The organism is Collinsella provencensis, from assembly GCF_900199705.1.
In the GTDB taxonomy this organism is placed as follows: domain Bacteria; phylum Actinomycetota; class Coriobacteriia; order Coriobacteriales; family Coriobacteriaceae; genus Collinsella; species Collinsella provencensis.
The window spans coordinates 993,644-1,017,506 of sequence record NZ_LT904908.1 but is presented as its reverse complement, the minus strand read 5'-3'; the positions used below and the strand labels follow the sequence as shown (position 1 = coordinate 1,017,506).

15 protein-coding genes are annotated in these 23,863 nt (G+C 59.9%); 8 read left to right on the top strand and 7 right to left on the bottom strand.

Annotated features, from left to right (window positions below; translation table 11 throughout):
- Positions 1-1,166: 1,166 nt before the first annotated feature.
- The gene (locus C1711_RS04615) at positions 1,167-3,089 is read left to right on the top strand and encodes a DUF2207 domain-containing protein (protein WP_102337999.1); all 1,923 of its coding nucleotides are present in this window, start codon (positions 1,167-1,169) and stop codon (positions 3,087-3,089) included.
- Positions 3,090-3,101: 12 nt separating this feature from the next.
- Here the strand turns inward: C1711_RS04615 and C1711_RS04610 are convergent, their stop codons facing one another.
- Complete coding sequence (locus C1711_RS04610) at positions 3,102-3,737, bottom strand: GNAT family N-acetyltransferase (protein ID WP_102337998.1); 636 nt, start codon at positions 3,735-3,737, stop codon at positions 3,102-3,104.
- 239 nt (positions 3,738-3,976) lie between these two features.
- Between C1711_RS04610 and purH the strand changes: the two genes are divergently transcribed.
- Positions 3,977-5,611 carry a bifunctional phosphoribosylaminoimidazolecarboxamide formyltransferase/IMP cyclohydrolase gene (purH, locus tag C1711_RS04605; protein WP_102337997.1) on the top strand — a complete coding sequence of 545 codons (1,635 nt, stop codon included), beginning with the start codon at positions 3,977-3,979 and terminating at the stop codon, positions 5,609-5,611.
- Between the two features lie 95 nt (positions 5,612-5,706).
- Positions 5,707-6,444: a hypothetical protein gene (locus C1711_RS04600; protein ID WP_102337996.1), complete on the top strand. Its 738-nt coding sequence runs from the start codon at positions 5,707-5,709 to the stop codon at positions 6,442-6,444.
- A 140-nt stretch (positions 6,445-6,584) separates the two neighbouring features.
- Here the strand turns inward: C1711_RS04600 and C1711_RS04595 are convergent, their stop codons facing one another.
- Positions 6,585-7,601 (bottom strand): YitT family protein, encoded by a 1,017-nt coding sequence (locus C1711_RS04595; protein ID WP_102337995.1) that lies wholly within the window; start codon positions 7,599-7,601, stop codon positions 6,585-6,587.
- A 183-nt stretch (positions 7,602-7,784) separates the two neighbouring features.
- Positions 7,785-8,585: an SDR family NAD(P)-dependent oxidoreductase gene (locus tag C1711_RS04590; RefSeq protein ID WP_102337994.1), complete on the bottom strand. Its 801-nt coding sequence runs from the start codon at positions 8,583-8,585 to the stop codon at positions 7,785-7,787.
- A gap of 219 nt (positions 8,586-8,804) precedes the next feature.
- Between C1711_RS04590 and metA the strand changes: the two genes are divergently transcribed.
- A complete protein-coding gene (gene metA / locus C1711_RS04585; protein ID WP_102337993.1) occupies positions 8,805-9,719 on the top strand; it encodes a homoserine O-acetyltransferase MetA in 915 nt (304 codons plus the stop codon).
- Between the two features lie 98 nt (positions 9,720-9,817).
- Here the strand turns inward: metA and C1711_RS04580 are convergent, their stop codons facing one another.
- Positions 9,818-10,660 (bottom strand): 5-formyltetrahydrofolate cyclo-ligase, encoded by an 843-nt coding sequence (locus tag C1711_RS04580; protein ID WP_102337992.1) that lies wholly within the window; start codon positions 10,658-10,660, stop codon positions 9,818-9,820.
- Positions 10,661-10,695: 35 nt separating this feature from the next.
- The gene (locus C1711_RS04575; protein WP_234346246.1) at positions 10,696-13,953 is read right to left on the bottom strand and encodes an insulinase family protein; all 3,258 of its coding nucleotides are present in this window, start codon (positions 13,951-13,953) and stop codon (positions 10,696-10,698) included.
- Positions 13,954-14,206: 253 nt separating this feature from the next.
- On the opposite strand from C1711_RS04575, the gene C1711_RS04570 reads away from it, so the two are divergent.
- The gene (locus tag C1711_RS04570; RefSeq protein WP_324761443.1) at positions 14,207-15,328 is read left to right on the top strand and encodes a DMT family transporter; all 1,122 of its coding nucleotides are present in this window, start codon (positions 14,207-14,209) and stop codon (positions 15,326-15,328) included.
- Positions 15,329-15,680: 352 nt separating this feature from the next.
- Here the strand turns inward: C1711_RS04570 and C1711_RS04565 are convergent, their stop codons facing one another.
- Positions 15,681-17,210, bottom strand: coding sequence for a carboxypeptidase M32 (locus tag C1711_RS04565; protein WP_234346244.1), 1,530 nt, complete (start codon positions 17,208-17,210; stop codon positions 15,681-15,683).
- Positions 17,211-17,786: 576 nt separating this feature from the next.
- Here C1711_RS04565 and pheS point away from each other — a divergent pair.
- The 3 genes from pheS to C1711_RS04550 all read left to right on the top strand — a co-directional run bounded on the left by pheS (position 17,787) and on the right by C1711_RS04550 (position 22,536).
- Positions 17,787-18,863, top strand: a complete 1,077-nt coding sequence (gene pheS, locus C1711_RS04560) for a phenylalanine--tRNA ligase subunit alpha (RefSeq protein ID WP_102337990.1) — start codon at positions 17,787-17,789, stop codon at positions 18,861-18,863.
- A gap of 144 nt (positions 18,864-19,007) precedes the next feature.
- A complete protein-coding gene (pheT, locus tag C1711_RS04555) occupies positions 19,008-21,473 on the top strand; it encodes a phenylalanine--tRNA ligase subunit beta (RefSeq protein ID WP_102337989.1) in 2,466 nt (821 codons plus the stop codon).
- Between the two features lie 169 nt (positions 21,474-21,642).
- Positions 21,643-22,536: a hypothetical protein gene (locus C1711_RS04550; RefSeq protein WP_234346243.1), complete on the top strand. Its 894-nt coding sequence runs from the start codon at positions 21,643-21,645 to the stop codon at positions 22,534-22,536.
- Between the two features lie 56 nt (positions 22,537-22,592).
- Here the strand turns inward: C1711_RS04550 and C1711_RS04545 are convergent, their stop codons facing one another.
- On the bottom strand, positions 22,593-23,822 hold the full coding sequence (locus tag C1711_RS04545; RefSeq protein ID WP_102337988.1) for a Fic family protein: 1,230 nt from the start codon (positions 23,820-23,822) through the stop codon (positions 22,593-22,595).
- Positions 23,823-23,863 lie beyond the last annotated feature (41 nt).

The window sequence follows — 23,863 nt, the reverse complement described above, 5'->3', positions numbered from 1 at the left end:
CCGTGTGGCCCGCTCTCTTCTTGGCCCGCGCGGCCGCCATGGTCTTGTTTGCGAAACTTCCCTGCGCTGTTCCGCCGTTGCCCATGCCGCCCGTCTATCACCTATGGTCTCCTGCGTTTTGAGGGCGTTATTAGGCAGGAATCCATAGGTAACGGCATGGGGGCATGGGCAGCTGCCGGTCCGCATTTCCATTGTCTATGGTTATCTGCATTTCGGAAGCGTTATAAGGTGGAAATCCATAGGCAATGGGCGGGCCCTGCCGGGTCATGTTTCCGCTCCCTATGGTTTTCTGCCCATGCCCCCGCTTCTGTCCCGGATGTCGTAAACGGGTGCGGCCCCGCCTTCCGGGCCTGGCGGCTCGCGGGTGTTCCCGACGGTTTTTCTGCCTCCGTCCAGAAAATGGCAAAAAATGCCAGATTGTGCGGTCCCGAGGGGCGGCCGGAGGGGAACGGGCGAGCGCCCGTCGAGTTGGGGAAAATGGAGCACCCTCCTGACCTGCGCGTTTTCCAACCATGGAAACATGGGAGTGTGAGTTGAGGGGCATCCGGCCCCTCCATGGGAAGCCTCGGATGTCATAATCTGGCATTTTTTGCCAATTTAGGGCCCATTTGAAAGAAAAACCAGCCGCGCGTGCGTCCCCGGGCCATCCGGAGGGCCCCGCGCCGGCGCTCCCGACCTCGCAAGTCGCCCTTCCGACCAGTCGACGGGCACCCTCGCCGACGGGGGCGCGCCATGGGCGACGCACGGATTCTCGGAATCGCGTTTCCATTGTCTATGGCTTTCTGCATTTTCAGCCCTGCAAAAGGCAAGAATCCATAGGCAACGGCACTGGGGCATGGGCAGTTGTCGGGTCATATTTCCGTTGCCTATGGTTTTCTACAGCTTGAGGGCGTTATTAGGCAGAAATTCATAGGCAACGGCAAGGGAACAGGAGGGAGCGGCTGTCTTTTCGTTGTTCGTGCACGGTCGCATACTTTGCACGGCCCGAGACTCTCGTAGGGGTTTGGCTTTGTCGTTCTCGCACGGTTGCATACTTCGCGCAGCCCGGGACGCTCGTAGAAGCCGGCCTCGTTGTTCGCGTACAATCAGCCGCCTTCCTGTCGAAAGCTACCCTTCTGCGGTTACAATAGGCGCAACGTTTTTCTCTCAAAGGAGTCGCCATGCGGATGGCAAACCGTCATTTCAAGCGTCTGTTCGCTGCCTTTGCCTGCACCCTTTTCCTGCTGCTTTTCTCGTCAGCACCAGCGCAGGCCTACGAATTGCCGCGCGTTCACATAACGGCCGATGTCCAGCCCAATGGCGACTTGATCGTGAGCGAGAAGCGCACCTTCTCCTTCGATGAAGACGTGAACGGTGTGTTCTGGAGCATCCCCTTTGCAGACAATCAACAAGGGAATTCGTCCTCCATCGACATCCAAAGTGTTCAGGTTGAGGGAACGGCATACTGGCTCAACAGCCAGACGCTCGAATTTGACCAGGTGCGGGATGCGTATAACGGTGACACGGGCGTCTACACGGTGGACGAGAACGGCGAAGGTCTCGAGCTCAAGGTGTTCATGCCGCAGGAGGAAGACGACTCGGCTACGGTCACGCTGAGTTACACGTTGCGCGGCGCCGTGATGGCTTGGTCGGACACTGCAGAGTTGTATTGGCAGTTCATCGGCTCTGAGTGGGAAGAGTCTGCGCACGATGTGCAGCTTGAAGTTACCTTTTCCGGAGCGGCTTCAGGTTCACCGGCAATAACCGGCACAGATGACGCCACGCTGCGCGCGTGGGGCCATGGTCCGCTCGACGGCACGGTGGAGGTCAACGCCACCGCGGACGACCTCTCCGTTGTCCTTTCCGCGCCAAAGGTTGCCTTCGGACAGTTTGCCGAGGTACGCGCGTTGTTCCCAACCGATTGGGTTCCTGGGCTCGAAGTTGCCGGCACGTCGCGCATCGAAGATGTGCTTGCAGAAGAGCGTGTCTGGGCAGATGAGGCCAATGCGCGGCGCGAACGTGCGCGCACACTTGCCACCGTGGGTACTGTGGTGCTCGTGGGTGCATCAGCTATTCTGTTCGTGGTGGTCGCGGGCCTGCGCTTCACCAAGTACAAGAAGCCCAAGCCGGTGTTTCAGGAAACCTATTTCCGCGACCTTCCCTCAAGAGATCATCCTGCCGTTCTCTCCGCGCTCATAAACGGAGGTGAGGTACAGGATTGCGCGTTCGTGGCAACGCTCATGAAGCTCACGGACGACCATGTGGTCGAGCTCGTGCGGACCACGCGCAAGGAGAAGAAGTTCCTGCGCGGTGAGCGCGAGGTCACGGATTATGCACTGCGTTTGCTCAACAAGGCGGGCGTGCACAGTCGCATCGACCGAATCGCGCTTGAGCTGTACTTTGGAAAGAATATGCAGGATGGCGACCTGGTTTGCTTCGATGACACGTTCGAGGACGCCGATCCAGAAGACGACAGCTCGGTCGGATCGTTCAAAGAGGAGGTCAAAGCCCGGCTTGAAGCGCGCAACTTGACCAACCAGATTCCCGCGGCGTTGCCGGTGGCGACGACCTTCGCATCGGCGATCATATTCATCGCGGGCGTGTTCTTCCTCATCGCGACCGACGGCATGAATCTCCCGCTTATCCTGGCGAGCATCCTGCTCGCGCTCGCTGCGATTCCCTTGGCGTTTACGGCGAAGAAGTACACGCAGGAGGCCGTCGAGCTGCGCAATCGCTGCGTCGCCCTCAAACGCTGGCTCGAGGATTTCACACGCTTGAATGAGGCGGTTCCAGGCGACTTGATCCTGTGGAACAAGCTGCTCGTGATGGCCGTGGCGTTTGGCGTGAGTGAGGACGTGGTGCGCGAGCTTGCCGACGCGGTGCCTAGGGAGGCGTGCATCGATGACGACGGTAGGTACTATTACCCCAGCTATTACTGGTACTACTCCTATGGCGACCTGCATTCGCCCATGAATAAGCTGTCCGATTCCTATAGCACGTCCATGCGCTCGCTTATGCTGAGCTCCGATAGCTCGGGCGGCGGTTTTGGCGGCGGCTTCTCCGGCGGCGGAGGCGGCGGCGTTGGCGGAGGCGGCGGCGGAACGTTCTAACGCGCTAAAACGTTACGCGGAAAGGTCCAGCCCGTAGACGTACATCTCTTTGGCGAGTAAGCGGCGCTCATCGCGGGTGCTGCGATACGTGCATGCGCGCTTGAAGCCGTGATGCTCGTAAAAATCCCAGGTGCAGTCGGTGTCGGTGTACAAAAACGCCTTATGAGCGCCTATCGAGGCTAAATAGGACGTCGCCGCGTCGATGAGCACACTGCCCAGGCCCATGCCGCGCGTCGAACTGCATACGGCAAGCAGGGAAATCTCTCCGCTTTTGGCAAACCCGCTCTTCTCCAGGAGCTTGCTGTTTTTGGCGTTTTCCAGCTCCATAGTCTCCCAGTATTCCGCGGCGTCCAGCGGGCTCAGCTCGCGCATCTGACGCAGATAGTTTTCGGAAATCTTGCGCCAGCGGCTGCTGGTGACCGTGCGCTTTCCGTCGGGTCGGGCGAGCACGATGCCGCGTGCCGAATCGTCAACAAAAACAACTTGGGAAAATGTGGAGATGGAGAGCATGTAGGCGAGGTCGTTTTTCGCCGCGAGAAGGCCGACTTCAGGAGCGGACAAATGGTCGTACCACTCCCGATGGAGAATCTCAGCGAGATCCTCGAAGTCATCCTCCTCAAAGGGCCTGTACGTGACGCGCGAAACCATGGCCCTCCTTTCGTCTCCCACGTTTGTACCACCGCGGGACGCATATATTGTGGTGTATGCATGGAGCTATCCGCTCTCCGCGGATTCTACGCGCAACCACCATGGATTATCGGCGCGTTTGCTCAAAGTCGAGCGACTTATATGCTCCCGAGTTCGCAAGCTGCGGTACAGTAAGGAGGGTTTTATTCATGGCCGGCGGGCTTTTGCGCTGCGCCGCGTCATCAGGTGAAGGAGGGACCATGGCTTCCGTTGGGAAGATCACCCGCGCGTTGATTTCGGTGACGGATAAGACCGGTGTGGTCGAGTTCGCAAACGCGCTCGTAAACGAGTTTGGTGTTGAGGTTATCTCTACGGGCGGGACGGCGAAGGCGATTGAGTCTGCGGGTATTCCCGTCACCCCCATCGAGGAGTTCACGGGCTTCCCCGAGATGATGGACGGCCGCGTTAAGACGCTGCATCCCAAGGTCCATGGTGGCCTGCTGTGCCGTCGCGATTCCGAGCAGCACATGGCCGAGGCTGCCGAGCATGACATCAAGATGATCGACATGGTCGTGGTCAACCTCTATGAGTTCGAGAAGACCGTTGCCAAGCCTGACGTCACCTTCGCGGATGCCATCGAGCACATCGACATCGGCGGTCCCTCCATGCTGCGCTCTGCCGCCAAGAATGCCGCGGCTGTGACCGTGGTGAGCGATCCTGCCGATTACGACACGGTGCTCGCCGAGATGCGCGCCAATGACGGCGCCACCACGCTTGAGCTGCGCCGCAAGCTGCAGTGCAAGGTGTATGCAACGACCGCCGCGTACGATACCGCCATTTCCACCTGGCTTGCCGCCCAGGCCGAGGACACCGCTGCCGCGCCTGCCGCTGCCGGGCAGTTTGAGCCGCCTGCGGCGTTTGACCTGCACCTTGAGAAGGCTCAGGACCTGCGCTACGGCGAGAACCCGCATCAGACTGCCGCCGTGTATCGCTTTGCCGACGAGTTCGCCGCTCTGGGCAGCTCCTCCGCTCCGCTCGTGGGCGCCAAGCAGATTCAGGGCAAGCCGCTTTCGTACAACAACTTCCTCGACGCCGAGGCCGCTTGGAACGCCGTGCGCGAGTTCGACGAGCCGGCCGTGGTGATCCTCAAGCACCAGAATCCATGCGGTTCCGCTGTTGCGGGCGACGTGACCGAGGCGTACGACCGCGCGTTCACGTGCGACCCCAAGAGCGCCTTCGGAGGCATTGTCGCTGTCAACCGCGAGGTCCCCGCTTCGCTCGTGGAGCACTTCGCCGATCGCGACAAGCTGTTCGTCGAGGTCCTTATCGCCCCGTCCTTCTCCAACGAGGCCCTTATCCGCCTGGCAAAGCGTCCGAACCTGCGCGTTCTCGCCACGGGCGGCGCCGAGGGTCACGCCACGCTCGAGATGCGCACCGTTGACGGCGGTATGCTCGTCCAGTGCGTGGACACGGTCGAGGAAGACCCCGCCACCTTCACGTTCCCTACGGAGCGCAAGCCCACGGATGCCGAGATGCGCGACCTCATGTTTGCTTGGAGGGTCTGCAAGTCGGTGAAGTCCAACGCCATCCTGATTGCCAAGAACGAGATGGGCATCGGCATGGGTCCCGGCCAGCCCAACCGCGTCGACTCTGCGTTGCTGGCTTGCCAGCGCGCCGACGAGGTATGTGAGCGCACGGGTCAGGAGCTGGGCGGATACGCCTGCGCCTCCGACGCGTTCTTCCCGTTCCGCGACAATGTGGACACGCTCGCCGCGCACGGCGTGACGGCCATCATCCAGCCGGGCGGCTCCATCCGCGATGAGGAGTCCATCGACGCCTGTAACGAGTACGGCATCGCGATGGTGTTCACTGGTACGCGCCACTTCCGCCACTAAGCTGGTGGGGGTGCGATAGGCACTCGGTTTTACCTGCTACAATGACTCACTCGGGGCACGCGTTCCGGGTGAGTCGTTTTCTATGGGAGGATTTCGTGGCAAGCGAGCTTGAAGACTATTTCAATTCTGCGGAGGAATGCGCGAAGTACGAGACGTTTTGCGCTGAACAGGAGCGCGGGCTTGAGAAATTCGAGCTTGCCGATCCGGCGCTCGTGTGTCGCTGGCGCATGAGCAAGCGCCAGGTCCCGCTACTCAACCGTCACATCCGCGCGCTTTCCCATCGTGTGGTAAACGGGGCACCGCTCACGCATAACATGCTTTCATGGGCAAAACAGCACGTGGAGTGGTCGCTGTTCGAGGGATCCTACGAGGATCCGAACGGCGTGCTCATGCTGGTTATCGACGTGAACGGCGATGCGCTCATGAGTGTGGGGCCGTATGAGCCGCTGCCCGATTGCTCTCTCGCTGCGCTGGTTGCGCGTGCCGAGGCGAGTCGCACTGAGGCGGCGATGACGGGCGTAGCTCCCGAGTTGCTTGCATGGACGACGTGCGACGGCAGCATTTGCCTTTGCGCTACGCCCGATGAGCCGCTGTGCGGTGTTGCGACGCTGGTCGAACAACTCGCGCAGACCAAGGGATGTGCAGTTGAACGCATGCTTACGGATGACGTCCCGCTTTCCTGTGCACTCGACATGGCGGGTGAGGGTGCCGTGCCATTCCTCATTTCCGACGAGCACGGCGTTGCGCTTGCGAGCGAAATTTCCCTGGCGCAATCCGAGGCAGCAGATGTTGCCCGCGGGTTGTCCGAAGACGTTGCCAAGCTGTTCTCGTAGCTAGCACATAAGGAAATGCGCTCGGCAACATATGCCGAAGAGCGGACTTCTCGCCTTGCGCGTTTATTCAATTAACGGTCGTCGTTTTGCACGGTGAGCGCGAACGTCCTTCTTGTCATGCAGCTTGTCTGCCCATTCAGCTAGCGGCCGTCGTCCTGCTGCAGCTCGGACGTCTTGTGACGTCGCGCCTGTTTGGAGAGCAGACGCGCGGGTTTATCGGGATCGGGCACTGCGGCGGGAAGCGGCTCGTCCACATAACCGCCCCACCAGCCGCCCACAAAATCAAGCGTGTGGAACACGTTGATGACGGCATCGGGGTCGATGTGGGTGACGAGCCGAACGATGTCTTGACTCTCATAGGTTGATACGACGGTGTGGAGTAGGTACATCTTTTCGCGGCTATAACCGCCGATGACCTCGGCGCAGCTGATACCGTGCTGAAAATGGTTGACATACGCCGTCATGACCTCATCCGCTTTTCGCGTGGTGATCTGCAGGGTCACGCGGTCATATCGATGGTAGAAGCTGTCGATGGTTTTGGTGGAGATGAATTGGAACACGATGGAATACGCCGCGTTGTCCCAGCCGAACATCGCACCGAACACGCAAAGCACCGCGCAGTTAAATGCGAAGATCAAACCCCAGATGGTTTTACCGGTGCGGTTTGAAACCCACAGCGCGATAAAGTCGGTTCCGCCCGTCGAAGCGCCCGCCTTTAAGACGATGGCGATGGAGAGCCCTGAGATTACGCCACCAAAAATGAGCAGCATGATCTTGTCGCCCAAAAACGGGCCGAAATTGAAGATGTTGAGCATGATCGAGGACAGAGCGACCTGCAGCATCGAAAAGGCGACGAACCGCTTGCTGATGCCGTTGAGGCACAGGAGCGCAACGGGGATATTGAGCGCGAGCATGCCCAAAGAGACATCGATGTGGATGCCCCCGAGCGAGGTGATGCGGTCGAGCAGCACGGCGACGCCAGTAAAGCCGCTCGGAAGTAGGTTGATGGGATTGACGAACGCCTGGATGAGGAACGTCTGCATCAGCGCCGAGATCACGACGGCGACGGTCGTGATGATGCGGCGGACGATGGTGAGTTGGGCGAGCTCTATGAAGCGACCGAAAACGCGGTCGGTGATGTCGGCGGCGTTTGCCACAGGGGAATCCTTACTGTTTAAGACGATGCAAAAGCCCCTATGCTCGAAAGATGCTCGGGAGCATAGGGGCGAATACGGCCGGAAAGGCAGCTTGCACACGACGAATCGCCTTGTGTGCCCTCTAGGCGCTCGGGCGTCGAGGAGGCTCAACTAATGCGAGCGACGAGTCGTCGGGATGCTGTATTACCAGGTGCGCGAAGCCATGGCGCGGAACTGGGCAACGGTGGGAACGTGAGCGTTGAGTCCGCCGTCGACCGTGAGAATCTGACCCGTGAAGTACTCGCTCTCGTCAGAGCCGAGGTACACGCAGATGGCCGCGATGTCATCGGGGTTGCCATAGCGGTTGACTTCGATGTTGGACAGGAAGATGTCCTTGAGCGGCTGAGGAATCCTGGGCTCATTTTGCGGAGTGACAATCAGGCCGGGGCGCACGCAGTTGCAGCGGATGTTCTGCTTGCCGTATTGAAGAGCGGTGTACTCGGTGAGCTTGTCGACGCCCGCCTTGGCGCAGGCATACGCGGTGGAGCCGAGGTCGCCACTGCAGGCGGCCATGGAACCGATGTTGATGATGGAACCGCCCTCGCGCTCCTGCAGATAGGGCAGAACGGTCTTGATGCAGTAGAACGTCGAGCGGATATCGCTGGCAAACACGGCGTCCCAGTCCTCGAGCGAGAGCTCGTCAACACGGCCATCCTTGAGTGCCATACCGGCGGCGTTGTTCACCAGTACGTCGATGCCGTCCCAACGCTCTTTGGTGTCGGCGAATAGGGCGTCGATGGTCTCGGGTTTGGTGATGTCGACCTTTTGGAAAACAGCCTCGCCGCCGTTGGCGACGATGTCGTCGACTACGGCCTGACCGCGTTCCTCGTTGCGGCCGCACACGACGACCTTGGCGCCCTCAGCGCCGAACATCTTGGCGATGCCCGTACCGATACCGCTGGTTGATCCGGTGACGATTGCGACCTTGTCCTTCAGGCGATCCATAGTGTTCCCTTCTCGTAAGAGAATTGCCTTCATGCACGAATTCTAACAGCGTGCGGTTGCTTTCGATAACGTCGTGCAGGGAAATTTGCGCTTACATTTTATGGGCATCAACCAGGGTGAGCAGTTGCGTTTCGGCTCAAAAGCTCCACACGAGTACGTTTGCGCACGGGGAAAGGTGTCGTACTATGGGATGGCTTGTAACGAAAAAAGGAGCGCGCCATGCCCATCAGGATTCCCGACGCCTTGCCCGCAACAGCGGCGCTTGAGAGCGAGAACATCTTTGTCATGACCGAATATCGGGCTATTCATCAGGATATTCGTCCTCTGCGCGTGCTCATCCTGAACCTGATGCCCACCAAGATCGCCACCGAGACGCAGCTCATGCGCAAACTCTCGAACACGCCGTTGCAAATTGAGGTCGATCTGCTGCGCACGTTGAGCCACGAGGCGAAAAACGTATCGCCCGAGCACCTCAAAACGTTTTATCGCACATTTGAGGACGTGCGCAACGAGCAATACGACGGTCTGATCATCACGGGTGCGCCGGTGGAAAAGCTCGCGTTCGAGGATGTGGACTACTGGGACGAGCTCGTCGACATCATGGATTGGTCGAAGACCAACGTGCACTCGACGCTGCACATTTGCTGGGGAGCTCAGGCGGGGCTGTACCACCACTACGGCATCGACAAGTATGAGATGCCCGTCAAGCTGTCGGGTGTTTACGAGCATCATTTGGTCAAGCCGAGCTCTCCGTTGGTGCGCGGTGTGGACGACCGCTTTTATGCGGTGCACTCGCGCTACACCGGCGTGGATTTGGCCGAGGTCGAGGCGCACCCCGACCTTGAGGTGATCGCCGTTTCCGACGAGGCGGGCCTGTACCTGGCAAAGAGTGTGAACAGCAGGCATTTTTTCGTGTTTGGTCATCCCGAGTACGATGCGGACACGCTGCGTCTCGAGTACGAGCGCGACGTGAAGGCGGGCATCAACCCCGAGGTGCCGGCGAATTACTTCCCCGATGACGATCCCGCGCGCGAGCCTTTGTGCACATGGCGTGCGCAGGCGCAGCTCATCTACACCAACTGGTTGAATTATTACGTGTATCAGACCACACCGTACGATTTGACGCAGTTGTAAGCGAGCAGGGAGCGATGCGCGAAACTCGTTCGGAAAAAAGAAAGCCGCAGCTCGTTTAGGCTGCGGCTTTTGCGTTTGATGACAGGTGTGTTGTTCGTCTACGCCGTGATGAACTGCGGGATAACGCGGTCGTGCGGTTCGCAGGGCACTTCGTTCACCTCTTGCTCGGCGAAGGCGACGCCCAAGAGCTGGCAATCGGAACGTAGCTGCGTTAGATAGCGGTCGTAGGAACCGCGCCCGTAACCTAGGCGGTTGCCGTTTTCGTCGAAAGCGGTGGCCGGCACGATGAGCAGGTCGATCTCTCGAGGAGGAACCACGGGGAAGCGCGTGCTGTCCTTGGGGGGCACGCTGCCCTTCACGCGCGACGGGATGAAGCGGCGGGTGGCACCAGCGGGCGTGCTGGTGCGGGATTGGTGCTCTTCGGTTACCGCGGGACCCCATGCCTTGCGTGGATCCACGATGAACGGCACGTTTCCGCCCAGATAGTTGTTGCACGAAACCGAGCGCATGCAGATTGCCCCGGAGGGGGATTCATTGGGAATCATGCACGGGAACACGATGCGATAACCAAAGGCATAGGCGCCGCGGATGAAGCGGTCGAGGTCGACCTCAAAGCGAAGCGCCGCATACACGGCGACGGTGGGCGGCTGGCCGTTTTTGCCCTTGATGCCGCTGCTCCTCAATGCATTGAGGAGCTGGTTGCAGATGTCACGCGATTTTGCGGAACGCTCGGAGGGACGCAGCTCCTGACGGCGACTCAGCGCTTTGCGGCGAACGGCGTCCTTTTTCGCGCGGATTTCCCGGGCCGCATCGTTCGCATTGCCACTGGGCTGCTTGCCGGCGTCTGTCAGTGTGTCGTCTTTCGGACCGCTCGCGGCGGGGGTTTTATCGGCGCTGGGTCGCTTGCCTGCAAAAGTTGTTGCGCGCTTTTTCGTTGCCATGGCGAATATTCCTCTCAACGAATAATGTTTCTATTTTACGCCAGCAAATCGACGGGGGTGAGCCCGAGCGCGCTTGCCTCGATGAGATCGCGCCCGCCAAAGACACACAGCGGCGCCTCCTGCGCGATGCGCGTGACCTCGTTGCCCAGCGCGCGGAGTTGCTCGGGCGTGGTGGCGAGCATGGTCTCGCGCAGGCGCTCAAGGCGACCTGCGGGCCAATCGCTCAGATACATCATGTCCTGTCTGCGGGCGAGCGCATAGGGCTTGATGGGCGCGTCGTGGTCGGAAACGCAGCTCACGATAAAGCCCTCAAACGTATCTCGTTCGGGTTCAAACGCGCTAAGCCATGTACCAGCGCGGGCAATGCGCTCTTGCGAAGGGTCGATGGCTGGATCGCGGTACGTGTAGAAGCCGAGGCGCCGCGCTAATCCGGCTACGAAGCCGCAGCCGTACGCACCGCCTTTCACGCGGATTTCGTTCCACAGGTAATCGTAGGAAAGTGCGGTGCTGGCCACACCCCACGCGCCGTCCATGGTTATTCCCAAGCGGCGCGGGTCGATGGCGCGGGCGGCGTAGCACACGTCGCTCGGAATGATGAATGCCTCATGTTTGTCCTCAGGCATGGGGACGTAAAGTTCCTTGGAGGGAGCCGTGCGGGGCGTGAGCCCCAGCGTGCCTGCGGCGCTCCAGTAACGCGCGTAGTCCTCGTTCGAGCCGGTAAAGCTTGCAAGGGTGCCCGTGGAGGTGAAGATGCGCTGCTGAAGCTCGCACAGCTTGGCGCAGAGTTCATCTTTGCGCTCGTCGAAGTTGTCGAGCAGGTCGCGCACAAAACGGTAGAAGTCCACGCCTGAAAGCTGTTGTACCACCACCGATGCGGGGGAGACGTAGCTCATCGCGCGCACGAGTGCGGCTTGATGACCCGCCATGAGGAAGGACTGTTCCTGCCCGATGCGGAGCTGCGTGAGGACGTCGCGCATGCGGTCGGTGTCTTCAAAGATGGTTTCGGCCCATACCTCATGCGGAATGGTTGCGAGCGCGTCGATCTTTTCGGAGAGCGCGCCGGCACTTACGAGCAGCATGGGACGAGCGAGACGCCAATCCTGCTCGGGCATGTAGACCTCGGTACGGAAGGAGAGGAAGCCCAGGTTAGAGCCGATGTAGCTGTCGAGTTCGGCGGCGCTGTGGCGCGTGGTGGGGAGCTGCTGCATGAGTTTGGCGAGCACCGTGACGTACGGCAGCTCGGCGTAACTCAGGTGGCTCAAGTCGAAGTACGTGAGCGCGTAGGCGAGGCGATGGGTGGGAATGTCGTGCTTGAGGCAGGGCAGCGGCGTGTCAGTGTCAAGCGTACAGGCGGGCTCGGGACGCGCGGGGCCGATGTCACTCACGTGCAGGCGCGGCAGCGTCGCCTTTGCCTCGGGCGTGTCGTCCGCTTCTTGCGCGGCGCGAAGAGCGGCCACGTTGTCGAGGATTGTCTGGAGATCGGCATCGCTCATCGCAGCTTGGGCGGCAGCGAGCTCCGCAGCCTCGCCGGGGTCGGCGGTGTTGACGTCGAGATTGGCGGGCGCGGGAGCATCTTCGGCGTCGCTCGGTGCTCTGTCCGCAGCACTTTTCTGGTCTTCGGTGACCTCAATCGGCTCTGTTTCTGCGTTCGGCCCAACTGGCTTCAGCTCCACCAGCGCGTAATGGTCGCTTTCAAGCACGAGCTCGCGCAGCAGGTTCTCGAAGTAGGGGCCATCAAGTTCGCGACGCAGGTCGGCGTAGGTGTCACCGTATTTGAGCGCCCGCGTGGCGGCCTCGTCGGTGTCCTCGTAGAGCCACGTGGAGAGTGCATCGCAGCCGAGTGCCACGCCGTCGGCGGTGCCGAAGTCGCGTTGGCGCAGGTCGTACTCGTTGCTGGAAATCACTGCTTCCAGACGGTCACGTGGAATGCCGTGCTCAATGAGCTCGCGGCAGGTGTTTTCAACCGTTTCGCGAAGGCGACGGGCGACTTCGGGTTGGGCGTTCTGCAAGACGATGAATTCATACGGCTGAAGGCAATGCGTGGAGGTGTAGCTCATCACGTTTCCGCCGAGACCGGCGGCGAGGATGGCCTTCTTGACCGGGGCCTCATTGGAGCCCAGCAGTGCGTCGAATAGGATGTCGGCGGAAATGATGCGCTTGCGATCCTGCGCGTCGCCGATCACATAGCCCAGGCCGACGCTGGCGTTCTCGGGCGTCGTCTCCATTTCGATGGGCTTGTATTCGCAGGTGACGGGAGCCTGTTCGACCAAGGGGTTGGGTGCGCCGACGGTCGAGCCTTCTGCAAGGCCGAGCGCCGCGGCACGTGCGGAGGCGTCTTTTTCCCGCGCCGTTTGGCACAGATAGCGCTCGTCCAAAAACGTCAGGACGCGCTCGATGTCTAGGTCGCCGTACAGGGTGAGGTAGCTGTTTGCCAGATTGTAGTGGCGCGCATGCGTGTTGAGGAACTGCTCATAGGTGAGCTGGGGGATGGCGCGCGGGTTGCCACCCGACTCGCACGCGTAGGCGTTATCGGGGAAGAGCGCCTGGTTGATGGCGTTGTCCAGCACATCCATGGGATCGGACAGCGCGCCCTTCATTTCGTTGAAGACCACGCCGTTGTAGCGCAGTGCCCCCTCGCGCGGGGCGGCGCCTTCGGGCACGTCGAGCTCGTAGTGCCAGCCCTCCTGCTCGAAGATGCTACGTTTGGTGTAGATGGCGGGATTGAGCACCGCATCCATGTAGACGTCCATGAGGTTGAGCAGGTCTTGCTCGTTGGTGGTGGCCACCGGGTAGATGGTTTTGTCTGGATAGGTCATGGCGTTGAGGAACGTTTGCATCGAGCTTTTGATGAGGTCGACAAACGGCTCCTTGACCGGGAACTTTGCCGAGCCGCACAAAACCGAGTGCTCCAAGATGTGGAACACGCCCGTGTCGTCTGTGGGCGGTGTTTTGAAGCCGATGGAAAACGCCTTGTTCTCGTCTTCGCAGGCAAGGTAAAGCAGCCGTGCGCCCGATGCCTCGTGATGCAAGACGTAGGCGTCGGCGTCGAGCTCGGCGATTTTTTCGCGGTGAGTGACGGTGAAACCGGCGAGCGAAGTGCCCAGGGGGAGTAGTTGTTTGGCGTGCTCACGCGCGTTAAAGGCGTGGTCGGATGCGTTTGCCGTGGGTGCGTGCGAGGACGTGCCGTTTGCCGCCGTAGTGGGCGCGGGCATACCGTTGGTCGCAACCCCGTTGATCATGGGCTTGGTCGTGCTGTTGGCTGAAAATGCGTTGCTAGCTGCAGATACAATCATGGATACGGCTCCTTTGTGGGGCTGAAGTTGGTTTTGTTTTGCCCTGTTTCTGACGCGCGAGTCGGTTGGTTTTGCGCGAACTGCACACCGCCCGCATACAGGCGGTTTGTAGCATCGGGCTCGTGCGAACGGACGATTTCGTTGCGCCAGCGTAGGCAGTGTTGGGGAACTCGGGGTTTCCGCTGTTGCCCAGTATACCCGCTCAACCTCATGCGCTATGGTTGTAGGGCTTGTTGAAATGGAAAGGATAGAAGTGGCGAGTGAGTTGGAAGCATCTGACGAGCTAACAGAGCAAGAGCGGGATGATATTCCGGCGGATAATCGTACCTTCGAACAGGGTGAACCAAGTGGTGCTGCTGCCAAGACGGCCGAGCGCCAGCAAGGTGGGGCACCTCGCGGTGCTGTTGGACTTGCGTCGTCTATTCGTCCGGGTTCCGATGCAAGCGCCGAAGCGCGTGCCGCCCGTCGCTCGAATCGCAAGCGCCACAACGACGAATCAACGCGTCGTTTTGCACGAGGTGCGCTCGTCACGCTTACCGGCGGAACGTTTTGGGGCTTTTCGGGAACGTCTGCAAGCTACCTGTTTGAGCATTTCCAAGTCGATACGATTTGGCTTCTGTCGGTGCGTCAGCTGTGTGCCGGTGCGCTGTTTATGGCAGTTATTCTTCTGACTGACCGCAAACGCTTCGCGAAGCTACTGCACACGCCAAAGCATCTTGGTCTCATGCTGTTCTTCACTTTTGCAGGCGTGTTTGCGAACTCTCTGTTCTACATGCTGGCGGTACGTTACACCAATGCCGGTACGGCAACTGTTATGCAATGCCTGCAGTTGATACTCATCATGGGGTACACCTGCCTGCGTGCGCATCGCGCTCCGCGTCGCCGCGAGCTTGCGGGTTTGGCGTTGGCGCTTATCGGTGCGTTCCTTATTGCCACGGGCGGTGACCCCACGTCGCTGGTTATTCCTCCCGAGGGCCTGGTAGTGGGGCTGCTTTCCGCGGTAGGCGCCGCTTGCATCACAATTGTCCCTACGAAAATCTTGCCCATTTATGGGTCGTCGATTGTCACGGGCTCGGCAATGTTCACCTCGGGCGTGGTGCTCTCGTGCTTTGTGCGGCCCTGGAATGCCGTTCCGGCGTTTGACGCAGGCGGTTGGATTGCGCTTGCGATTCTCATCGTGGTGGGGTCGTTCTTGGCCTACAACCTCTATATGCAGGGCGTCAAGGAAATCGGCAGCGTGCGCGCGAGCCTGATCGGCACCGTCGAGCCGGTGTCTGCAACCGTGACCAGCGCACTGGTGCTGGGGACGGTGTTCGCTCCCACGGATCTTATCGGTTTTGCCTGCATCATCGCGATGGTGTTCCTGACGGTGTAGGTCTCGCAGGTTCATTGCTGCGCGTATTTGGCATGCCATCCGCCCGGGGGCACTCAGTTTTTCTTCACGATTGCGTTTTTGTGGCAACTTTTGCCAGATTATAAGGTCTGGCACTTGCTTCGAGGGATTTTTTGGGAAGCGCTGCGTCATTTGCCTGATACTGATTTAGCAAAACCGCAGGTCGCGGTGATTTGATGCCTCGCTGGGATTCACGCGCGCCTTGTTTTCCGCGTTCACGCGGTCGAGAGAACCTTACAATCTGGCAAAAGTTGCCATTGCGGGCCTGATTTTGCGAAAAAAGAGGGCGAGCATATGCTCACCCTCTTTTTGAATCGTTCGCACTGCCAGAAAACTACAGCTTGTACAGTTCGCTGAACTTCCTTGCCAGGTAATCGCAGTAGAACGTGGCGTCGAACGGCGCGCCGCAGGCGCCCTCGACGAGTTCCGCGGCATCCTTGCCGCGGCCCCATTGCCAGATGTTGGTGCGCAGCCATTCGAGTGCGCGCGTGAGGTCGCCCGAGGCGCACACATCGTCTAGATTCACGCCGTCACGTTGCATGGCGGGTACGTACTGCGCGTCGTAGGCGCTGCCCAGCGCGTAGGTGGGGAAGTAACCAAAGCTCTCGCTCCAGTGGATATCCTGCAGGCAGCCCTGCGCGTCGTTGGGCACGTCGAGACCCAGATACTGCTTGACCAGCTTGTTCCAGAGCGCTGGGACGTCCTTGGCGGTCGCCTCGCCCGAGAACAGCATGCGCTCGATGTCATAGCGTAGCATGATGTGCAGCGGGTACGTGAGCTCGTCGGCTTCGGTGCGGATAAGCGATGGTGTGGCGATGTTGGCTGCGCGGTACAGCTCGTCCTCGGTCACGTCGCCGTACACCTCGGGCGCGTGCGCGCGCAGCACGCCGAGCAGCGGCCCCATAAAGGCGCGGCTGCGTCCGACGGTGTTCTCAAAGAAGCGGCTCTGGCTCTCGTGGATGCCCATCGAGGTGCCGCCCTCCAGGCACGTGCGCGCGTATGCAGGGTTGACGCCCAGCTCATAGGACGCGTGACCCGACTCGTGGATGATGGAGTACACGTTGGAGAGCACGTTGTCCTCGTAGATATGCGTGGCAACGCGCGCATCGCCCACGGAGAAACCCTCGGAGAAGGGATGCTCGGTAAAGGCGAGCGTGGTATCGGCGGGGGCGAGCCCCATGAGCTTCATGAGATCGTACGAAAGCTCGCGCTGAACGGCGTCGGATACGTGGGCGGTAAGCCACGGCGCATCGGGTTGCTCTCCGCGCTCGCTGATGGCGTGGACGAGTGGGACAACGGTCTCGCGTACCTGGTCAAAGAAGCGATCGTACGCCGCGGCGTTCATGCCACGCTCGTACTGGTCGAGCCACACGTCGTAGGGGTCACGCGTGGAATCGATGTAGCTTGCATGGCGCTTGAGCGTCTCGACAAGGCGGTCGATGTAGGGCTCGAAGCTCACCCAGTCGTTCGTTGTCTTCGCTTTGTGCCACACGGCCTGCGACTCGCAGGTGAGGCGCGTCCACTCTTCGGCTTCCTCCGTGGGGATGACGCAGGCCTCGCGCTGGTCGCGCGCGAGCGTGCGGATTTCGGCAAGGAGCTGCGGATCGGATATATCTCCAGCCTTGACCGCGGCCGTTAGCTCGCCGAGGAGTTCCTGAGCCTCGGTGCCCGTAAGCAGCTCGTGGTGCTCGCCTGAAAGCGTGCCGAGCGCCTCGCCACGGGAGGCAGCGCTGTTCTCGGGTGCCACGGTGGCGCCGTCAAAGCTCGTGATTTTCATGAGGTACTCGCGCGTCCAGAGCTTGTGCTCAAGCTCGCGGAAACGTGTAGTGAGATCGTTGGTTGCCATGGTGGGGGATTCGCCCATGATGAGCCTCCTTCGTTGTTAAGACGGACCGCCTGTAAGTGTACCCGCTTGTTTGCCACGTTTACCGTGGCGGCGTAATGTCGACGGCAGTTTACAAGCCAAGCAAACGCTGCCTGTTTTTAGGTTGCGCTTTTTTCGTTCCTACGCGCGGCGTTACCCAACGACTCCGACTTTGAGGCGATGAAGAAGGTATATGGCTGGTTGCGGTGTGCTATCATACTGACCACTGCGTTGACGGAGAGGTTGCACCCTCACATGTTGCGGCACAGAGAGAGCGGGTCACCGGCTGAAAGCCCGCTTGCGGCGACGAGGATGCGAGTTCACTCCCGAGCTGCGACCTGAACGGTTGCCCCGCGTGCAGATCCGGGCTTCAATGCCCGCAAGGATGTGCAATCGCGCGGCGTCAGAAGCTGAGTAGGGGAGCCGCTTGCCTCGGCGACATGGGGCAAAAGAGGGCATGCTGGGCACGACATCCGGCAGCCAAACAAGGTGGTACCGCGGAATGTTATCCGTCCTTGGGTGTGCACAAGCACAAAAACCCAAGGGCGGATTTTTATTTTGAGAGGAAGGGAACGGATGAGTCTGATCGACGATTTGGAAGCGCTTGAACAGCGTGCAAGGGAGATGATTGAGGCAGCGGAGACACCCGAGAAACTCGAGATGGCTCGCGTTGCGCTCATGGGCCGCAAGGGCGAGATCACGGGCCTGATGCGCATGATGGGTCAGCTCGACCCCGAGGAGCGCCCCATTTTGGGTAAGCGCGCCAACGAGATGCGCCGCATGGCGGAGATGATGCTCGAGAGGCGCAAATCGGAGCTTAGGCGCGCGGCGATTCGCGAGCTCATGGCTATCGAGGCGGTGGACATCACGCTGCCCGGCGCTCGTCCCAAGATCGGTCATGCGCACCTCATCAACCAGATCATCGAGGAGATTGAGGACGTGTTCTGCGGCATCGGCTACACGGTCGAGTCTGGCCCGCAGGTCGAGAGCAGTTGGTATAACTTCACCGCGCTGAATGCCCCGCTCGACCACCCGAGCCGCTCCGCGCGCGACACCTTCTACGTGCAGGACAATGCCCCCGGTACGGCCGCTCACCCCGAGCAGCACGCTCACGGCGAGTCTGACGTGCTGCTGCGCACCCAGACCTCCGGCGTGCAGGTGCACACCATGGAGGCGCAGGAGCCGCCCATCTACATGATCGCCCCGGGCCGCGTGTACCGCCCCGACACCGCCGACGCTTGCCATCTGCCGCAGTTCCATCAGGTCGAGGGCTTGGTCGTTGACCGCGGCATCACGTTCGGCGACCTCAAGGGCACGCTCGACTACTTCGTCAAGTGCATGTTCGGCGAGGACCGCGCCACGCGTTATCGTCCGCACTTCTTCCCCTTCACCGAGCCTTCATGTGAGGTCGACGTGAGCTGCGGCGTGTGCGGCGGCAAGGGCTGCCCGTTCTGCAAGCATTCCGGCTGGATTGAGATTCTGGGCTGCGGCATGGTCGACCCCAACGTGCTCATCAACTGCGGAATCGATCCCAACGAGTACTCCGGCTTCGCATTCGGCGCGGGCGTGGAGCGCATCGCGGCGCTTCGCTACGACCTGCCCGACCTGCGTACGCTGGTCACAGGGGATATGCGATTCCTTGAGCAGTTCTAGGTTTCGGCTTGCCCGAGTACGGAACCTTGGCGCTCAATCGTCGCTTACGTACCTTGGTACGCTGCGTTCCTCTTTCACGCCAATCTTCCGCACTCGAACAACCCGAAGTTTTTGTAGTTCGCCCTTCTCTAAAAGAGGTTTGATATGAAGGTTTCATACGACTGGTTGAAGACCATGGTGGACGTTCCGGAGGACCCGACGGAGCTCGCCACCGAATTCATTCGCACGGGCACCGAGGTTGAGGCGATCGACACGGTGGGCGAGGCATTTGACAACATCGTGACGGCGCAGGTGCTCAGTAAGGAGCCGCACCCTGACTCGGATCACATGTGGGTGTGCATGGTCGACGTGGGCGAGCACAACGTAGACGCCGACGGCAATCCCGCGCCGCTGCAGGTTGTGTGCGGTGCACAGAACTTCGAGGCAGGCGATCACATCGTGACCGCTTTGGTTGGCGCCGAGCTGCCGGGCGACATTCACATCAAGAAGGGCAAGCTTCGCGGTGTGGTGTCGATGGGTATGAATTGCTCCGCTCGTGAGCTGGGGCTTTCGTCCGATCATTCGGGCATCATGATTCTGCCCGCCGACGCTCCGGTGGGCATGCCGATCGCCCAGTATCTGGGAACCTCCGACACGGTGCTCGACTGCGAGATTACGCCCAACCGTCCGGACTGCCTGTCCATGATTGGTATCGCGCGTGAGGTCGGTGCGATTTACGACCGCGATTACTACGTCGAGCTGCCGCAGATCAAGGCGGAGGTGGGACGTCCTACGGCCGACGAGGTGAGCGTCGAGATCGCCGACGCCGAGCTGTGCGACCGCTACGTTGCGCGCATCGTTCGCAACGTCAAGGTCGGCCCCTCGCCCGAGTGGCTGGTCCAGCGTCTGAACGCCTGCGGTGTCCGTCCGCACAACAACATCGTGGACATCACCAACTACGTGATGATGCTCACCGGCCAGCCGCTGCACGCGTTCGACCTTTCCACGTTCGCCGAGCGCGATGGTCGTCGTTCCGTGGTGGTTCGCGCGGCGCACGAGGGCGAGACGTTCCGCACGCTCGACGATGTCGAGCGCACGCTTGCCGAGGGCATGGCGCTGATCACCGACGGTGAGCGCCCCGTTGCGCTTGCCGGCGTTATGGGCGGCATGGATTCCGAGATTGAAGACGATACCGTCGACGTGCTGGTTGAGAGCGCGTGCTTCAACGCGGGTCGCACTTCTCACACGAGCCGCGACCTCGCACTCATTTCCGATGCCTCCATTCGCTTCGAGCGTCAGGTTGACGAGACGGGTTGCGTGAACGTGGCAAACCTCACCTGCGCGCTCATCGAAGAGCTTGCAGAGGGCGAGGTCGCTCCGGGTTATGTGGACGTGTATCCCGCGCCGCACACGATTGAACCCATTGAGCTGCGCCTTTCCCGCGTGCATCAGATGTGCGGTGCCCCCATCGAGGCTGCGTTCATCGAGACCGCGCTCACGCGCCTGGGCTGCACCGTCGTGTCACACGGCGAGGGTGAGGCCATGACCTTCACGGTGACGCCGCCGACTTTCCGCCCCGACCTTCCGCGTGAGATCGACCTCATCGAGGAGACTCTTCGCCTGTGGGGCATGGGTCGCGTTGAGGCCACGATTCCCGCAGCCAAGAATCACATCGGCGGCTTGACGCGCGATCAGCGCCTGACCCGTAAGGTCGGCCAGATTCTGCGCGCGTGCGGCATGAACGAGACGATGAACTTCTCGTTTGCCGCACCGGGCGACCTTGAGAAGATCAACATGACCGCCGAGGGCCGCGGTTGCCCTGTGGTGCTCATGAACCCGTTGGTTGCCGAGCAGACCGAGATGCGCCGCTCGCTCATTCCGGGCCTGCTGCAGTCCGTTGCGTACAACAACGCGCACGGCACCGCCAACGTGCAGCTTTACGAGATCGGCACGCTGTTCTTCGGCCGCGAGAACGCCAGTGCGCCCAAGGAGCGCGAGGCTGTGGCGGGCGTGCTTTCGGGTGCCATGGGCGATGTCTCGTGGAACAGGAAGCCGACGCCGTTGCGCTTCTTCGATGGCAAGGGCATTGTGGAGGAGCTGCTCGACCAGCTGCGCATCCCGAAGGTTCGTTTCCGTGTTGCCGAAGGTGAGAATTATGCGTTCCTGCAGCCCGGACGTTGCGCCGAGGTCATGAGCGGCGGCACCGTGCTCGGTTGGGTGGGCGAGATCCATCCCGATGCGCGCGAGGCCTATGACATCGACATCCCGGTGGTTGCGTTTGAGCTTAACCTCGAGGCGCTGCTCAAGAGCGCCGGCGAGCAGGCTGCCTACCGCGAGCTCTCCCAGTTCCCGAGCGTTGAACACGACCTTGCCATCGTGGTTGACGAGGCTGTGACCTGCGAGGATTTGGAGCGCAGGATTACGAGCGCGGGCGGCAAGCTGCTGTGCGGCGTGCGCCTGTTCGACGTGTATCGCGACCCGGTGCGCGTGGGCTTGGGCAAGAAGTCCATGGCGTTTGCGCTGACGTATCGCGCTGAGGATCACACGCTCACCAGCGAGGAAGTCGAGAAGGCCCATGCCAAGCTGATCGTGAAGGTCTGCAAGGCAACGGGCGGCGAAATTCGCAGCTAGTTTATTTGGACGCGCGGTCGTGATTTGCTGCGGCCGCGCGTTTTCACGCGCGAGTGTTTTGCGCGGGGGCGCGCAGCCTCTTAGCGGACGCGTTGTCTCCGCCGTGAGAGGGACACACGCCGTCTGTTGCGCAGGGGCTCGCTGCCCTTGTGTTCCCGAGCAAATCATTTTGGCGCACGAGTATTTGTCGATGGAGGTCGACTCGATGCCGAGTTGGAATATACATACCGCACATGCGGAACGCCTGCTCGCGGCGGACGGGGCGGTTTCGCGCATCGTGCACGACCGCAACGCCTTCCTGTTCGGCAACCTCATCCCCGACATTTACGTGGGCTACATGGTGCCGAGCATTGAGTGTCCCATCCCGTATCGCATCACGCATTTCGCCAATCCCGAACACATCCCTAAGCCTCGGTACGATGAGTTTTGGGAGCGCTACGTTGCCTCCGCGAATGGTGCTAGTGCCAGCTTATCCATGCGAAATGCTCCGCGTGTCAATCGTCCGTATTGGGAGCCGCTTTCTATCGTCGCCGAAGTTGCACATGTTTCGCCCTCACACGCGGCATCGTTTGAATTTGAAGTCGATCTTCAAGATGTGGCTTCTATACAGCGTGCTGTTTTTGATGAGCTGAACGAGCCGTTTTTGCCCGATGAGCTGGCGGAATCTCTTTTCGACATGTTATTGGGGACATGGGTCCACCTGCTTGCGGATTGCATTTGGAATCAGCGCGTGAGCGATGTGCTCGTTGCTCGCGGCGAGAAGCCCTCCAGCGGATTCAGGGTGAAAAAGCAGGCGGATTTTGACCTTTTTGGAAAATCGCTTTCGATTGATTTGGTCCCACGCGCGACGCCGCAGCTCATTGCAGCGGCGGCGGTATTTCCGCAGTATCCCATCGACGAGCGCTCCGTGTATCGAACCGAGGCGGTTGCACACGAAACCGTGCGCACGAACTTCTTGAGGATTGAGCCGGAATATCAGTTGCTCGACGCCGAGTTCTTTGACCGGACGTTCAACGAGGTCAATGCCACCGCCGATCGTCTGCTGGGAGAACGTCTGGCATAACAAGAGCACCTGCCTTTTGAAGGGGCAGGTGTTTCACACAGATTCAGTGCTTAAAGCTATAGGCCCAGCATCCCGCATCCGGTTTTGCTGAGGCGATAAGAGACGGGCCGCATGTTCGTGCGTTCCAACAGCCCCTTTTCGTCAGCAAGGTATTTCAGCAATCTGCGGGCTGTTGCTTCTGACACATTCAAATACGATGCAAGTTCCATGGGCTTGGTTTCGCCAAATATATCAAATAGCTGCATTTGCCCTGCAAAAAAGAGGGCGTCGATCGAACGTTTTCCAAACTTGGCTTCCAGTTCATTAAGTCTTGCGTTGAGGGTGTCAAGAGCAGAGCGTTTGGTTTCTAGGTCGGCAATGAGCTCTTCCTGAGCCTGTGCAATCAACTCAAGCATCGTAATGACGAAATGCGTTCCCTCGCCGCCGTTCAACTCTTCTTCGGTAATGCTGAAGGCCTTGTAGTATGCATTTTTATTTTCTGCAATTATGCGTGACAACGAGAGAACCGTTGCATCTGAAAGGGGAGCTGTTAGCTGAAGGGCGAGCAGATAGCGTCCGGTACGTCCGTTTCCGTCATAAAAGGGGTGGATGTATTCGAAGAGGAAGTGACAGAGAGCGGCGCTATAGAGTTCAGGAATCTCTTCGCTCGATGCAAGGGTGAGCCATTTGCTGAGTATGTCCTCAACCTGATTCCCCGGCACAGCAGTATGGACGATTTTTCCGCGTTGGTCTTCGATGATGACTGGGCCCGTACGGAACAAAGAATCCTTAGGGACATCGACATCATCGATTCCATCTGCAACTACGGCGTCGTAGATAGTTCGAATATCCTGGAGCTCACGCGGCATCGAAGGTGCTTTTGTCAAGTTGAGGTACAGATTTGCCATTTCATAGAAGGGCGTGTGCTTTAACTTGGATGTTTTGTCGGCTGAAGAGACAACGCGGTTGAGCGCGGCTTCGATTTGGCGGCGTGTGCTGTGGACGCCCTCCATCTCGTTGCTGTAAACCACTTCGTCAAGAATGAGCGAACGTATGAACGCTCCGAGCGCAATGGTGGGCAAGTGCCGCCAGAGGGCGGATACCTTTCTTTCGCGGCGAAGAACCTGCTCGTTGAGGAGGGAAAGTTCTCGAGGCACGGCGAGGAACAGTTCGTGATCATCGAGAAAAATACCCGTGCGAAACGTAGATTCCTGCGTGAGACGTTCTTTAAGGAGCGAATCATGAGCGGAAAATCTATCAGAGCTGACGTCACGATAGAACAGCTTTTGAAGAGTGGGATATGCCATGCGTGCTCCTCTCGCTCGATACTACGAATGGTTTCTTCATT

Coding starts and splice junctions, on each gene's coding strand:
- pheS (WP_102337990.1), top strand. CDS start 17,787: ATGAGTCTGATCGACGATTTGGAAGCGCTTGAACAGCGTGCAAGGGAG.
- pheT (WP_102337989.1), top strand. CDS start 19,008: ATGAAGGTTTCATACGACTGGTTGAAGACCATGGTGGACGTTCCGGAG.
- C1711_RS04610 (WP_102337998.1), bottom strand. CDS start 3,737: ATGGTTTCGCGCGTCACGTACAGGCCCTTTGAGGAGGATGACTTCGAG.
- C1711_RS04545 (WP_102337988.1), bottom strand. CDS start 23,822: ATGGCATATCCCACTCTTCAAAAGCTGTTCTATCGTGACGTCAGCTCT.
- C1711_RS04615 (WP_102337999.1), top strand. CDS start 1,167: ATGGCAAACCGTCATTTCAAGCGTCTGTTCGCTGCCTTTGCCTGCACC.
- C1711_RS04565 (WP_234346244.1), bottom strand. CDS start 17,210: ATGGGCGAATCCCCCACCATGGCAACCAACGATCTCACTACACGTTTC.
- purH (WP_102337997.1), top strand. CDS start 3,977: ATGGCTTCCGTTGGGAAGATCACCCGCGCGTTGATTTCGGTGACGGAT.
- C1711_RS04575 (WP_234346246.1), bottom strand. CDS start 13,953: ATGATTGTATCTGCAGCTAGCAACGCATTTTCAGCCAACAGCACGACC.
- C1711_RS04590 (WP_102337994.1), bottom strand. CDS start 8,585: ATGGATCGCCTGAAGGACAAGGTCGCAATCGTCACCGGATCAACCAGC.
- metA (WP_102337993.1), top strand. CDS start 8,805: ATGCCCATCAGGATTCCCGACGCCTTGCCCGCAACAGCGGCGCTTGAG.
- C1711_RS04580 (WP_102337992.1), bottom strand. CDS start 10,660: ATGGCAACGAAAAAGCGCGCAACAACTTTTGCAGGCAAGCGACCCAGC.